This is a genomic window from Kitasatospora sp. NPDC127060, from assembly GCF_042724935.1.
In the GTDB taxonomy this organism is placed as follows: Bacteria; Actinomycetota; Actinomycetes; order Streptomycetales; family Streptomycetaceae; genus Kitasatospora.
Genome location: NZ_JBHXEG010000036.1, coordinates 23,230 through 36,670, shown reverse-complemented (window position 1 = coordinate 36,670; position 13,441 = coordinate 23,230). Strand labels below are relative to the sequence as shown.

The following is a 13,441-nucleotide window of genomic DNA, read 5'->3' as shown; positions in this document are numbered from 1 at the left end:
GGCCCCGCTCTGGTCACGGCGACCCAAGTGTGCTTGCATGTCGAACTATCCAAGGTGCCAGAACCGCCCTGCCCCTGCGGGCCGGAGCCACCCCGCGGCTGCGTTGAGGATTCCCGCCGCCACGGTCGGCGCCCGTGACACATCCGGTGCCGGCGCACCCGCCCGGCCATCGATCACTGCTTCGAGTAAGCCATGTGCCAACGGATCCACCACTGGAGGAGCCTGCGATGCAGCTGAACACCTTCGACGAATGGTCGCCGCTCAGGGAAGTGATCGTCGGCTCCGCGCTGAACTACACCTCGCACGAGCGCGAGCTCTCGTTCGACCTGTTCTTCCACGACAACATCGCCAAGGACAACTCGTCACGCTCGGAGTGGTACTACCCCCGGCTGTCCGCCGCCGGCCGCGACGGGCAGGCCGCCAACTCCAGCCGCCAGCCGATCAAGCAGCGCTACGTGGACGAGTTGAACGAGGACCTGGACGGCATCGTCAAGGCCCTGGAGTCCCTGGACGTCACCGTCCACCGCCCGCTGGACGTCGACCCGACGACGGCCCGGGTCGAGACCCTGGCCTGGGAGGCGTCGGTCGTCCCGCCGCTGAACGTCCGGGACAACACCCTGATCGTGGGCGACGAGATCATCGAGACGCCCCCGATGATCCGCTCCCGCTACTTCGAGACCCAGTTCCTCACCCCGATCTTCAACGAGTACTTCCGCCAGGGCGCCCGGTGGACCGTCATGCCCCGGCCCCTGATGACCGACGCCTCCTTCGACCTCAGCTACGCCCGCACCAGCACCGTCGGCGGGCCCACCGAGCCGATCGCGGACCCGCAGCCCTCCCCGTACGACGTCGGCTTCGAGATGATGTTCGACGGCGCCCAGTGCCTCCGGCTCGGCCGCGACCTCGTGGTCAACATCTCCACCGCCAACCACGCCCTGGCCTGCGACTGGCTGGAGCGCCACCTGGAGGGCCGCTTCCGCATCCACCGGGTGCACCAGCTGAGCGACAGCCACATCGACAGCATGGTGCTGGCCCTGCGCCCCGGGACCCTGCTGGTCCGCTCGGAGAAGGTCGCCGAGAAGCTCCCCGAGGCGCTGCGCTCCTGGGACCTCATCGTCCCGCCCGCCCCCGAGGGCAACAACTTCCCGCAGTACGGCGACGACGACCTCATCCTCACCAGCCCGTTCATCGACCTGAACGTGCTCTCGGCCGGCCCGGACACCGTACTGGTCAACGAGGCCTGCCCGGAGCTGATGCGCAAGCTGGAACGGCACGGCTTCACCGTCGTACCGGTGCGGCACCGTCACCGGCGGCTGTTCGGCGGCGGGTTCCACTGCTTCACCCTCGACACGGTCCGCGACGGCGGCCCCGAAGACTACCTGAGCTGATGAGCCCGACGGTGCGCGACGGCGGACGGGCCGGCCGGGCAGGGCGGGGCGGCGGGGCAGGGCGGACCGAGCGGGGCGGCGGGGCCTCAGCGGGCCTGCCACCGGGGGTCGCGCTTCTCCACGAAGGCGAGCGGCCCCTCCTCGGCGTCCCGGCTGGCCATCCGCCGCTCCTCCCAGGGGTAGCGGGTGGCGAAGGCCGTCTCCAGCGGCATGGTGACGGACCTGCCGGCCGCCTCCTTGATCGCCCGCACCGAGAGCGGCGCGCACCGGAGGATGTCGGCCACCCAGCCGTCCACGCAGGCGTCGAGCTCGGCGGCCGGCACCACCTCGTTGACCAGCCCGAGTTCGTACGCCCGCCGGGCGTCCATCGGACGGCCGGTCAGCAGGTGGCCCATCGCCGTGCGCCACGGCAGCTGCCTGGTCAGCCGGAACACGCCGCCGGCACCCGCCATCAGGCCGAGCCTGGCCTCGGGCAGGGCGAAGGTCGCGTCCTCGGAGGCGATCACCAGGTCGCAGGCCAGGGCGAGTTCGAAGCCGCCGCCCATCGCGTAGCCGCGGACCTTGGCGACCACCGGCTTGGCCAGCTCGAAGCGCTCGGTCAGCCTCGGCCAGCCCGGCTTGCCCCGGCTGCCGAAGGTGGCCGTCCCGGCGGTGCCGGACCGGACCCGCTCGGCCAGCTCCTTGAGGTCCTGGCCGACGGAGAAGGCGCGCTCCCCCGCGCCGGAGAGCACCGCCACCCACACCTCGTCATCGGCCTCGACCTCGTCCCAGACCGCCGCCAGCTCCTCGTGCATGCGCTGGTCCATGGCGTTCAGGACGCCGGGCCGGTCGAGGGTCACGCGGGCCACGTGGCCGTCCTTCTCGTACCGCACCCTCGGGTCGTCCGGGGTGCGCGCGGTAACCGAACCATCGCTGCTCCTGGATTCCTCTGACATGGCAGGGATCATAGCGGCGGCAACCACCGGATCCAATACCGGAATTCGGCCCGGAGGAGATTGATGTGAAACTCGCCGACAGGAGCGTCCGGCCCAGCCCGGAATCCTTCGCCAGGAAAGCCCGGGTCACCTCGCCGAGAATCCTGGGCGTCGGGACCGCGGTACCCGAGACCTCGTACACCCAGCGCGAACTACTGGACATCTTCGCCATCACCGATCCACGGATCCGGTCGATATTCCTGAACAGCGCCATCGAGCGCCGCGGCCTCACCCTGCCGCCGCCGCTGCCGGACGGATCGCGGGGCGTCGAGACCCAGGGGCAGCTGCTGGCCAAGCACGTCAGCAGCGGCATCACCATGGGCCGGCAGGCCGTCGAGGCCTGCCTCAAGGAGGCCGGCGCGACCCTCGCCGACCTCCGCTACCTGTGCTGCGTCACCTCGACGGGCTTCCTCACCCCGGGCTTCTCCGCGCTGCTGATCAAGGAGCTGGGCATCAGCCGGCACTGCTCCCGGCTGGACGTGGTCGGCATGGGGTGCAACGCGGGCCTCAACGGCCTGACGGCGGTCGCCGGTTGGGCCACCGCTCACCCCGGCGAGCTGGCCGTCATGGTCTGCATCGAGCCGTGCTCGGCCGCCTACGTGCTGGACGGGACGATGCGCTCCTCGGTGGTGAACAGCCTGTTCGGCGACGGCTCGGCCGCGGTCGCCCTGCTGGCCTCCGAACAGCCGGGCGACGAACAGCCGGGCGACGAACAGCCGGTCGGCCAGGTTCCGGTCGATCGGGAGCCGGCCGGCCACCCGGCGCTGCTGCGCTTCTCCAGCTGCATCGTCCCGGAGGCCTCCGGCGCGATGCGCTACGACTGGGACGACGCCCAGGGGAAATTCAGTTTCTACCTCGACCCGGAAGTCCCCTACGTCGTCGGCGCGCACGCGGAGATATCGCTCGACCGGCTCCTGCACGGAACCGGACTGCGCCCCTCCGACATTTCCCACTGGGTGGTCCATTCCGGCGGGAAGAAGGTCATCGATTCGGTCCGGGTGAATCTCGGGCTGAGCCGCTGGGACGTCCGGCACACCACCGGGGTCCTGCGCGACCACGGAAACCTGTCCAGCGGATCTTTCCTGTTCTCGTACGAACGCCTGGCGGCCGAGGGCCGCGCGAAGTCCGGCGAATTCGGCGTCTTCATGACCATGGGCCCCGGATCGACCATCGAGATGGCCCTGGTGGGCTGGTGACGGAAGGAAGGACGGTCCGGTTGAACGAGAACCCCGACCTCACACAATTGCCCGACGGGCTCGGCCTGATGGTGCGGGTCGACGGCACGCGGCCGCTGACCGACCTCACCGCCCTGCTGAACGCGGTCTGCGACGAGGTGGAGAACCGCGCCGAGAAGTCCGTCGTGGTGCTGCGGCTGGAGCCCACCCCGGCCGACGTCCGGGCCTGGCCGGGCGCCGTCGCCATCCAGCAGGTCAACCGCTGGGAACGGGCGGTGCGCCGGCTCGAACGCCTCACCGCGATGACCATCGCCGCCGCCCGCGGCGCCTGCGGCGGCCCCGCCCTGGACCTCCTGCTGGCCGCCGACTTCCGGATCGGCGCCCCGGACCTGCTGCTGATGCTGCCGGTCAACGACGGCCACTTCTGGCCCGGCATGTCGGTCTACCGGCTGGTCCAGCACCTGAGCCTCGCCAAGGCCCGGCAGATCGTCATCTGGGGCAACGACATCTCGGTCGACAAGACGCTGGAACTCGGCCTGATCGACCAGATCAGCGAGGACGTCGCCGAAGCCGTGCACACCGCGACCGTGCTGATGGGCCGGATCTCGGACCAGGAGCTGACCATCCGCCGCCTGCTGCTGCTGGAGGCCGGCTCCGCCGACTACGACGACGCCGTGGGCGTGCACCTGGCCGCCTGCGACCGCGAACTGCGCAGGCTGCAGCAGGGCGCCGCCCCCGCCGCCGGAACGCCGAGGAGCAACCGGCGATGACCGCCACCCCGCCGGCCGGCCCGGACCAGGCCCCGCCCGCCCCCACCGGCGACCTCGCCGAGGACACCACCGCCCTGGCCCGGTACGCCCGGGCCGGCGAGGAGGTGCTCGCCGCGCTCCCGGCCCGGCCCGGGCGCAGCGCGGCCCAGCAGCACCGCGCCGACGCCGTCCACACCGCCGTCCGGGCCGCCCGCCGGGCCTTCCTCGCCCGGCACACCGACGCGGTGTACGGCCTGCTCACCGACGGCCTGACCCGCCGCCCACGGCTGCCCGAACTCCTCGACGCCGCCGCCGGGCGCTTCCCCGGGCTCGTCCCGGACGGCGCCCAGCTGGCCGCCGAACGGGATCGCATCCAGGCGGACAAGGAGGGCCGGGAGATCGACCAGGGCGTCTTCTGCGCCGCGGTGCTGCGCTCCCGCACGGCGGGCCGGCACCTGATCGAGTCCATGCTGGCGCCCACCCCGCGCGCCCTCGACCTGCTGGACGGCTTCCGGGTCAAGGGGCGCGTCGACCTCGACTCCGTGGTGGTCGAGCGCCGGGACGCGGCCGCGCACGTGACCTTCCACAACGCCCACTGCCTGAACGCCGAGGACAACGGGCTGATCGCGGACGTCGAGACCGCCGTCGACCTCGCCCTGCTGGACGACCGGGTCCGGGTCGGGGTGCTGCGCGGCGGCCCGGTCGACCACCCGAGGTACCGGGGCCGGCGGGTGTTCAGCGCGGGCATCAACCTCAAGGACCTGCGCAACGGCGCCATCTCCTTCGTCGACTTCCTGCTCGGCCGGGAGCTGGGCTACCTCCACAAGATCGCCCGCGGGCTGCTCACCGACCAGGCGCCCGGCGCCTGGTCGGACCGTACGGTCGCCAAGCCGTGGGTCGGCGCGGTCGACTCCTTCGCCATCGGCGGCGGGATGCAGCTGCTGCTGGTCCTCGACCGGGTGATCGCCGAGACCGACGCCCACCTCAGCCTCCCCGCCGCCGAGGAGGGCATCGTCCCGGGGCTGGGCAACCTCCGGCTCACCCGGCTCACCGGGGGGCGGCTGGCCCGGCAGGTGATCCTCGGCGGGCACCGGATCCACGCCACCGACCCGGAGGCCCGGCTGCTCTGCGACGAGGTGGTCCCCGCCGGGGGCGTGGACGAGGCCGTCGAACGCGCCGTACGGGAGCTGGCCGCCCCCGCCGTGGCCGCCAACCGGCGGATGCTCAACCTGGCCGAGGAGCCGCTCGACCTCTACCGCGAGTACCTGGCCGAGTTCGCCGTCGCCCAGGTGGAACGGGCCTACAGCCCGGATGTCCTCGCCAAGGTGGAGCGCCGCTGGCAGCGCTCGGCGGCCAGGGGGTGAGCCACGACGTGGTGCGACTGGCCGCCGCCGAGCTGCACGCCTCGCTCCGGGAGCCGGTGCTCGGCTCGATCGGCTTCCTCAACGAGGTGATGAGCCGCTACCCGGACGCCATCTCCTTCGCCCCCGGCGCCCCCCACCCGGAGCTGCTGCGCGACCTCGCCCCCGAACGCTACGTCGAGCGCTTCCTGGCCCACCTCGTCCGGGACCGCGGCCACAGCCCGGAGCGCGCCCGCCGGCTGCTCTACGAGTACGGGCCCAGCCGCGGCCTGGTCAACGGCATCGTCGCCGACGCGCTCCGCCGCGACCAGGGCATCGACGCCGCCGAGGCGGCCGTGGTGGTGACCGTCGGCGCCCAGGAGGCCATGTTCCTGGTGCTGCGGGCGCTGTTCGCCGGCCCGGCCGACCTGCTGGCCGTCGCCAACCCGTGCTTCGTCGGCATCACCGGCGCCGCCCGGCTGCTGGGCGTGGACCTCGTCCCGGTGGACGAGACCCCGCTCGGCATCGACCTCGACGCCCTGGCGGCCGAGTGCCGGGCCGCCCGCCGGGCCGGGCGGCGGATCCGGGCCTGCTACGTGGCGCCCGACTTCTCCAACCCGGGCGGCAGCCGGATGCCGCTCCCGGTCCGCCACCGGCTGCTCGAACTCGCCGACCGCGAGGACTTCCTGGTGCTGGAGGACAACGCCTACGGCTTCACCGCCGCCCCGGGGGCGGAACTGCCGCCGCTGAAGGCGCTCGACCGGGACCGCCGGGTGGTGCACATCGGCACCTTCGCCAAGGTGTGCTTCCCCGGCGCCCGGGTCGGCTACGTGGTCGCCGACCAACCGGTGGCCGACGCGGACGGCTCCCGGAGCCTGCTGGCGGACGAACTCGCGGCCGCCAAGAGCATGGTCACCGTCAACACCTCCCCGGTCTGCCAGGCGATCATCGGCGGAATGCTGCTCGAACACGGCGGCTCGCTGGTGGAGTTGAGCCGGCACAAGGCCGCGCTCTACCAGCGCAACCTGACCCACCTCGCCGAGGCGCTGGACCGGCACCTCGCCGGGCCGCTGCCGGCCGGGATCAGCTGGACCCGGCCCGAGGGCGGGTTCTTCCTGCGCATGACGCTGCCGGTGCCGGCCGACACCGCCCTGCTGGAGGTCTCGGCGGCCGACTACGGCGTGCTGTGGACCCCGATGGCCCAGTTCCACCTCCGCGGCGGCGGCGACCGCCAGCTGCGGCTCTCCTGCAGCTACCTCGATCCCGGGCAGATCGAGACCGGCGTGCAGCGGCTGGCCGAGTTCCTGAGGAAGGAGATCCGATGACGCGTCCGACCGTCCTGCCCCCGATGCTGCCCACCGTGCGCGCCCGCCCGTTCGACCCGCCGGAGGAGCTGGCCGGGGACCGCGAGAACGAGCCGATCCGCCCGCTGCGCTACCCGGACGGCCACATCGGCTGGCTGGTCACCAGCCACGCCCTGGCCCGCAGCGTGCTGGCCGACCCCCGGTTCAGCGCCCGCTCCGAGTTCAAGCGGGCCCCGGTGGCCCGGCCCAGCGCCGACCCGTTCTACGGCCGCGCCGCCCTGCCCGGCTGGCTGGTCGACATGGACGCCCCCGAGCACACCAGGATCCGCCAGCGGCTGGCCGGCCGGTTCACCGCCCGCAAGATGAAGGACCTGCGGCCGCAGCTGGCGCGGGTCGTCGACGAACACCTCACCGCCATGGCCGAGTCGACGCCGCCCACCGACCTGGTCGAGCAGTTCGCGCTGCCCGTCCCCTCGCTGGCGATCTGCGAACTCCTCGGGGTGCCCTACGCCGAGCGGGCCGCCTTCCAGCGCAACAGCGCGACCCTGTTCAGCCTGGACGCCTCCGAGGCGCAGGCCGCCCTGGCGATGGACCAGCTGGACTCCTTCCTGCGCGAGCTCACCGAGCACAAGCGCGGCCGCCCGGACGACGGCCTGCTCAGCGCCCTCGTCGCCGACGCCACCCTGAGCACCGAGGAGATCGCCGGCGTCGGCGTCCTGCTGCTCACCGCCGGGCACGAGACCACGGCGAGTTCGCTCAGCCTGGGCGCCTTCGCCCTGCTGTCGCACCCCGAGCAGCTGGCCGCGCTCACCGGGGACCCGTCGCTGGCCGACAACGCGGTGGAGGAACTGCTGCGCTACCTGACGATCTTCCACTTCGGGGTGCCGCGCACCCCGCTGGAGGACGTCGAGCTGGCCGGCCGCACGCTCCGGGCCGGGGAGTCGGTCACCGTCTCGCTGTCGGCCGCCAACCGGGACCCGGCGCAGTTCACCGACCCGGACCGGCTGGACCTCACCCGCCGGGCCACCGGCCACCTGGCATTCGGGTACGGGATCCACCAGTGCCTGGGCCAGAACCTGGCCCGGGTCGAGATGCGGATCGCCCTCCCCGCCCTGTTCCGGCGCTTGCCCCGACTCGCCCTGGCCGTCCCGCCGGGCGAGGTGCCGCTCTCCACCGACATGGGTTTCTACGGGGTGCACCGGCTGCCGGTCACCTGGTAGCCCGCAGCCGCGTAAGCCGGCAGCCCGCACCCCGCACCCCGCACCCCGCACCCCGCACCCCGCACCCGCGAGGAGGAAACATGCACCTCACCGTCGACACCGGGGTCTGTGTCGGGTCCGGGCAGTGCGCTCTGGCCATGCCCGAGGTCTTCGACCAGGACGACGCGGACGGCACGGTCGTCCTGCTGGACGCCCAGCCGGCCCCGGAGCTGCACGACGCCGTCCGCGACGCCGTCAGGAGCTGTCCCGTCCAGGCCATCTCGGCCAACGAGCAGTGATACCCGGCAGTGACACCGAGCAGTGAGGGGAACCATGCCCGGCACCACCATCTCGGCCATCGGCCACGCCTGCGGCGACGCCCGCAAGGTGTCGGAACTGGCCGGGACGACGACCACCGACCTCGGTCCGCTGATCGCGGAGATCGTCCACTTCCGGGAGAGCCGGCAGGAGATCTGGGAGCTGGCGGTGGCAGCCGCCGAACAGAGCCTGGCCGCCACCGCCGGCCCGCCCGACCTGGTGCTCTACGTCAGCGAGAACGACCCCGACACCACCGGCTCGCTGGCCCGGATCGCCGACCGGCTCGGCCTGGCCTCGGTGGAGCACCTGGCGCTGTCCGGGCAGGACTGCGGCAACCTCGTCCCGGCCGTCCGGGCGGCCTCCGACGCGCTGGCCGCGGGCCGCTGCGAACGCGTCCTGCTGGTGCTCGCGGACCGGACGGCGGACCGGCACCGGATCATGGCCAGCGGCCTGTCGGTGTTCAGCGACGGCGCGGCCGCCTGCGTGCTCACCGCCGGTCCCGAGCCGGCCGGCCCCCGGTTCCGGGTGGCGGCCACCGGCACCCGGACGGCGGTGCGGCCGGCCGGAGTCGGCCCCGCCGAGGACGGCGTCCTCGGCACCGTCCGGCTCGCCTCGGAGGGCGTCGCCGCCCTGCTGGACGGGCTCGGCCGCGGTCGCGAGGACTTCCGGCACGTGGTGCTGCCCAACTACCGCCCGGCGGCGCAGAAGTTCCTGCTCGCGGCGATGAAGCTGCCCGCGGACCGGCTGCTGCTCGGCCCGGTCACCGAACTCGGGCACTGCTTCTCGGCCGACGTCCTGATCACCCTGCAACGGCGTGCCGCGGCTGGCGAACTCGCCCCGGGCGAGCGCCTGTTGGCCTCGGTGAGCGGGCCCCACTCCTGGTCCACGATGGCGCTGGAGTACGCCGACGGACAGTAGGCCCCGCCCGGCGTCCGACCGGCCTCGAACTCCCCACCGGAAACCGGGAGTTCGAGGCCCTTGCAGGCCCTACAGCGGGTGCCCCCGCGACTCCCGGACCAGCGCCCGGGCGATCGCGCGCAGGGTGCACGGCGAGTCGAAGTGCCAGCGCCGCAGACCGGTCAGGCCGCGGCGGCGCAGGCTCTCCACCACCGAGGGGGCCAGGATGGCCCGGCCGCCGGCCCCCGTGTAGGTGAGCGCCAGGGTGGCCGGTTCGAGGCCCTGGGTCTCCCGCAGGGCGGCGAGCAGCTCGCGCTCCGGCTCGGTCTCCGCCGCCAGCACCGGCAGCGCGTGGCTCGGCACCCAGTCGGCGCCCTCGGCCAGGTCCGGCAGGCCGCGCCCGGCGGCCCGGCCCTTGGAGGCGTCGGTGAGCCGGTAGCGGTGCGGGGCGACCAGGTCGACGGCGTCGTGCAGCAGGGCCAGCACGTGCTCGTGCACGTCGAACAGGCAGACCGACTCGTCCAGGGCCAGCTGCGCCACGATCTCGTCGGCCTCCACCGACACCTCGGCGTCCAGCACGCCCGGGACGGCGCCGACCGCCCGGCCGACGGCGTCCAGGTCGACCCAGGCGCCCTGGACCAGCAGGGCGTCCGGGTCCAGCCGGTAGCCCTCGGGCAGGATCGCGCGGGCGCTCGCCAGCGGCGCGTCCGGCTGCTCGTCGATCAACCGGATGAACCGGGGCAGCAGTTCACCCATGGTGTGGATGAGCGGTGCGGGGAACATCACGGTGTCGATGTCGAAGTCGACCGAGACCGTGGTGTCGTCGACGTAGAGCCACAGGGCGGTGGTCCAGTGGTTGTCGTCCGGCCGCCACTCGTCGGTGCGAGTGATCTCCACGGGCGTGTCGGCGGCCTCGCCGTCCGGGGCGGTCTCCCCGGGTTGGGAGGGCCCCTGGAAGTTGAAGTACAGCCCCCGGACGGTCGCCACCCCGCGCCGCTCCGCGAGGCGCGCCCGAGAGTCCAGCGAGCGCATGCCCAGGCGCAGGTCCTCGGCGTAGACCCGCAGCAGGGTGGCGGAGGCGTCGGCCAGCGACTCGGCGAAGGTCCGGTCCTCGGCGAAGTCCAGTACCACCTCGACCGTCCGGGCGAGGTCGTCGATGCTGTCGTCGGTGGGCAGTCGGTGGCCGGCGGCGTTGCCGAACATGATCCGGGGGATCCCGGAGTGGCGCGAGAACAGCCAGCCGAGGGCGTGCATCAGGACCATCGCCCGGGACACCCGGTGCCGCCGGCAGATCCGGTCGATGACCGGCAGCAGTCCGGCGTACTCGGTCGAGGAGATCACGAACCGCGAGCCGGTCGTCTCCCGTTCCGCGGCGGGCACCAGCAGTTGGGGCACCAGGCCGCGCGGGTCGGGGCTGTGGTCCTCCCGCTCGGGCGCGTGCGAGTGCACCGAGTCGCCGGTCGCCCGGTCGATCGGGTGGGTGATCCGCAGCCGCGGCTCCTCGGCGCCCCGGCAGAGCGCCAGGAACTGCTCCCGGAGGTTCTGGGTGCCCGAGCCGTCGACGATGACGTGCTCGAAGACCAGGGCCAGCACCCGGACTTCGCCGTTCTCCACGAACAGCCGGGCCGACCAGGGCGGCCGCATCAGGATCGAACCGCCGAGCAGCGGGTGCACCCCGGCCAGGTCGCCGAACTCCTCCAGGGTGTCCAACTCGGCGACGGACACCGGCAGTCGCAGGCCCTCCGGGGCGTAGACGAGCTGGACCGGCAGGTTGTCCGGGCCCAGGGCGATCGCGGTGCGCAGGCTCTCGTGCCGTTCCACCAGCACCGTCAGGGCCTCGGTCGCCGTGTCGACGGAGATCCCGGGCGGGAGGTCCCACCGCTTGGACCAGGCGACGTCGAACGCGCCCTGCTCCCGCCAGTAGATCCGCAGCCACCAGCGGGTCTGCAACGTGGTGAGGGGGCCGCTTCGCTCCACCAGACTCAACTTCTCCACACCTCCATGAACCGTTCGCGGGGCGCGGCCTCGGTCGGGCCCGCCTTCGGCCGGACAGGGTCTAGGACTCCGGCGTGCCGATGTGCCGCCGTGCCGCCCGGATCGCGGCGTTGATGTCGTCGTAGTCGTCCTCGTAACTGCCGTTCAGCAGGACGTGGCCCACGCCCGCGCGCAGGTAGTCGGCGAGCCCGGCGCCCACCTCCTGGTAGCCCCCGACCAGGAAGGGCGCGCTGGCCCGGCCGCTGCGGAAGGCCCCCAGCCAGTACGGGTCCGGGGCGGAGCCGTCGGCCTGCTGCACCTGCACCCGCTCCGACCCCGGCTCCCGCTCCTGCTCCTGCTCCTGCTCCTGCTCCTCGGCCACCGCGTGCACGGCCAGCTGCCGCGACCACGCGTTCTGCGAGATGGTCTTGAGCAGCGTCTCCTGTCGGCCCTGCCAGGACTCCGGGAACCGCTTGCCGGCCGTCGCCCAGGCCTCCTCCGCCGCGGGCTTGGCCAGGATGCCGATCCGGATCCCGATCTCGCCGGTGTAGCCGTCGGCCAGCAGCGGCCGCAGGAAGGTCTCCTCCCACTCCGGGAAGCGCGCGGGGTGGGTGACCACCACGTCGGCGATCTCCCGGGCCACACCGAGGCTGGCGGGCGAGGATCCGGCCACGAACAGCTTGCAGCGGGACAGCACGTCGGGCCTCGGCTCCAGGCTGAACCGCTCGAAGGCGTAGTAGCTGCCCCGGCCGTCGACCTCCTCGCCGTGCAGCAGCGCCCGCAGCACCCGGCCGTACTCGCGCATCCGTTCGTAGCGCTCGTCGTGGGTCAAGTGGTCTCCGGTGCGCCGCAGTTCGTCGTCGCGGGCGCCGGCCACCAGGTTGAAGTGCACCGGGCGGCCGTACAGCGCGGCGTACGCCGCCGCCATGGCCGCGGCGGTGTGCGGGGGCACCGAGGCCGGCTGGACGGCGATCAGCGGGACGAGTCCGCTGGTGACCGACCCCAGGTAGCCGGCCACCAGCCAGGGGTCCACCTCGTGGAGGTTGTGCGGAACGAGGATGCCGCCCCAGCCCGCGCGCTCGCAGGCCGTGGCGGTCTCCCGCACCCGGGTGAGGAAGTCCTGGTCGAGCACCTGGTGCTCGCTCGCCGATTCCGGAGTGACCGAGTAGAGCTGCACGATCGCCGCCTTCGATGCCGTCCGCGGAACCGTTGCCCGCGGTTCAGGGTGGTCACCATGGTTGGCCCCGGGCCTGGGCGGCCCCGAACGGCCGGGCGTCAGCCGATGCCGAGGACGCCGGTCGGGTCGTTGCTGCTGCCCTGCGGCCGGAGGTCCTCCGGGTCCACGTAGTCGCGGATGCGGCGGATCAGGGTGGTGCTGTTCTGGCCGAAGCGGTGCGGCTCACGGAGGTTGGTGATCTCCAGCCGGCCGCCCTCGCGGCCGCGCAGGGACTCCAGGTAGCGCAGCACCGCGCGCCCCTCCGGGTAGGTCATCAGGTAGTGGGCGGCGAACAGTCCGCCGGCCGGGTTGACGAGGTCCCAGTACTCGCGGACGAAGGCGAGGGTGTCCCAGGTGTCGATCCAGGCGAAGTCGACCAGGCCGAAGGCGTCCCGGACCTTGTCGGCCGAGCCGCGCAGGTCGCCCTCGATGATCCGGCAGACCCCGGAGAGCTGGAGCTCGTCCATGACCTTGAGCGCCCGGGGGGCGGAGGAGGTCGGGTCGGTCATCCGGTCGATGCAGATGAGCTGGGGCTCGTACGGCTCGTCGTAGTAGGCGGCGTGGGCGAGCGGCTGGACCTCGGCCGCGTCCGGGGTACCGAGCAGCGCCCGCTCCGCCTCCCAGGACTCCTTGTTGTCCTGGAGGGCCTTGGCCAGGAACGGGGTGGTGTATCCCATGCCCACTTCCAGGACGCGCTGCGGCCGCAGCGTCCGGATCAGCCAGTAGAGCAGCGGGGCGGTGGAGTCGGTTCCCATCTCGGGGACGTGGAGGGACTTCACGGTCGCGGCGAACGCGTCATCAATCATGCAACACCTACCGTCGGTTGCCCTGTTCGGGGGGAGGGAGTGAGGTGGATTGACCTTCGGACTGTAGCAGCCCTCCCAGGCCCCCCGAGGGCGGGAACCGT

12 protein-coding genes are annotated in these 13,441 nt (G+C 72.9%); 8 read left to right on the top strand and 4 right to left on the bottom strand.

Annotated elements, in window-relative coordinates; all coding sequences use genetic code 11:
* Positions 1-227: 227 nt before the first annotated feature.
* Positions 228-1,388 carry a glycine amidinotransferase gene (locus ACFWIS_RS20870; protein WP_380455673.1) on the top strand — a complete coding sequence of 387 codons (1,161 nt, stop codon included), beginning with the start codon at positions 228-230 and terminating at the stop codon, positions 1,386-1,388.
* 86 nt (positions 1,389-1,474) lie between these two features.
* Here the strand turns inward: ACFWIS_RS20870 and dpgD are convergent, their stop codons facing one another.
* A complete protein-coding gene (gene dpgD / locus ACFWIS_RS20865; protein WP_380455674.1) occupies positions 1,475-2,323 on the bottom strand; it encodes an enoyl-CoA-hydratase DpgD in 849 nt (282 codons plus the stop codon).
* Between the two features lie 140 nt (positions 2,324-2,463).
* On the opposite strand from dpgD, the gene dpgA reads away from it, so the two are divergent.
* The 7 genes from dpgA to ACFWIS_RS20830 all read left to right on the top strand — a co-directional run bounded on the left by dpgA (position 2,464) and on the right by ACFWIS_RS20830 (position 9,365).
* Positions 2,464-3,558 (top strand): 3,5-dihydroxyphenylacetyl-CoA synthase DpgA, encoded by a 1,095-nt coding sequence (dpgA, locus tag ACFWIS_RS20860; protein WP_380455754.1) that lies wholly within the window; start codon positions 2,464-2,466, stop codon positions 3,556-3,558.
* Positions 3,559-3,578: 20 nt separating this feature from the next.
* The gene (gene dpgB, locus ACFWIS_RS20855) at positions 3,579-4,307 is read left to right on the top strand and encodes an enoyl-CoA-hydratase DpgB (protein WP_380455676.1); all 729 of its coding nucleotides are present in this window, start codon (positions 3,579-3,581) and stop codon (positions 4,305-4,307) included.
* Positions 4,304-5,650, top strand: a complete 1,347-nt coding sequence (gene dpgC / locus ACFWIS_RS20850; RefSeq protein ID WP_380455678.1) for a (3,5-dihydroxyphenyl)acetyl-CoA 1,2-dioxygenase DpgC — start codon at positions 4,304-4,306, stop codon at positions 5,648-5,650. The genes dpgB and dpgC overlap by 4 nt, the downstream gene beginning before the upstream one ends.
* Positions 5,647-6,951, top strand: a complete 1,305-nt coding sequence (locus ACFWIS_RS20845) for a PLP-dependent aminotransferase family protein (protein WP_380455680.1) — start codon at positions 5,647-5,649, stop codon at positions 6,949-6,951. Before dpgC ends, ACFWIS_RS20845 begins: the two co-directional genes overlap by 4 nt.
* Positions 6,948-8,150: a cytochrome P450 gene (locus ACFWIS_RS20840; protein WP_380455682.1), complete on the top strand. Its 1,203-nt coding sequence runs from the start codon at positions 6,948-6,950 to the stop codon at positions 8,148-8,150. The genes ACFWIS_RS20845 and ACFWIS_RS20840 overlap by 4 nt, the downstream gene beginning before the upstream one ends.
* A gap of 80 nt (positions 8,151-8,230) precedes the next feature.
* Positions 8,231-8,428: a ferredoxin gene (locus tag ACFWIS_RS20835; RefSeq protein ID WP_380455683.1), complete on the top strand. Its 198-nt coding sequence runs from the start codon at positions 8,231-8,233 to the stop codon at positions 8,426-8,428.
* Positions 8,429-8,462: 34 nt separating this feature from the next.
* A complete protein-coding gene (locus tag ACFWIS_RS20830; protein WP_380455686.1) occupies positions 8,463-9,365 on the top strand; it encodes a hypothetical protein in 903 nt (300 codons plus the stop codon).
* Positions 9,366-9,434: 69 nt separating this feature from the next.
* Here the strand turns inward: ACFWIS_RS20830 and ACFWIS_RS20825 are convergent, their stop codons facing one another.
* The 3 genes from ACFWIS_RS20825 to ACFWIS_RS20815 all read right to left on the bottom strand — a co-directional run bounded on the left by ACFWIS_RS20825 (position 9,435) and on the right by ACFWIS_RS20815 (position 13,340).
* Complete coding sequence (locus ACFWIS_RS20825) at positions 9,435-11,339, bottom strand: condensation domain-containing protein (protein WP_380455688.1); 1,905 nt, start codon at positions 11,337-11,339, stop codon at positions 9,435-9,437.
* 61 nt (positions 11,340-11,400) lie between these two features.
* Positions 11,401-12,495 carry an LLM class flavin-dependent oxidoreductase gene (locus tag ACFWIS_RS20820; protein WP_380455691.1) on the bottom strand — a complete coding sequence of 365 codons (1,095 nt, stop codon included), beginning with the start codon at positions 12,493-12,495 and terminating at the stop codon, positions 11,401-11,403.
* 98 nt (positions 12,496-12,593) lie between these two features.
* Positions 12,594-13,340, bottom strand: a complete 747-nt coding sequence (locus ACFWIS_RS20815; protein ID WP_380455694.1) for a hypothetical protein — start codon at positions 13,338-13,340, stop codon at positions 12,594-12,596.
* Positions 13,341-13,441 lie beyond the last annotated feature (101 nt).

Excerpts from the sequence above, each read along its gene's own strand:
- ACFWIS_RS20870 (WP_380455673.1), top strand. The coding sequence starts at position 228 with ATGCAGCTGAACACCTTCGACGAATGGTCGCCGCTCAGGGAAGTGATC.
- dpgD (WP_380455674.1), bottom strand. The coding sequence starts at position 2,323 with ATGTCAGAGGAATCCAGGAGCAGCGATGGTTCGGTTACCGCGCGCACC.
- dpgC (WP_380455678.1), top strand. The coding sequence starts at position 4,304 with ATGACCGCCACCCCGCCGGCCGGCCCGGACCAGGCCCCGCCCGCCCCC.
- ACFWIS_RS20840 (WP_380455682.1), top strand. The coding sequence starts at position 6,948 with ATGACGCGTCCGACCGTCCTGCCCCCGATGCTGCCCACCGTGCGCGCC.
- ACFWIS_RS20835 (WP_380455683.1), top strand. The coding sequence starts at position 8,231 with ATGCACCTCACCGTCGACACCGGGGTCTGTGTCGGGTCCGGGCAGTGC.
- ACFWIS_RS20830 (WP_380455686.1), top strand. The coding sequence starts at position 8,463 with ATGCCCGGCACCACCATCTCGGCCATCGGCCACGCCTGCGGCGACGCC.
- ACFWIS_RS20815 (WP_380455694.1), bottom strand. The coding sequence starts at position 13,340 with ATGATTGATGACGCGTTCGCCGCGACCGTGAAGTCCCTCCACGTCCCC.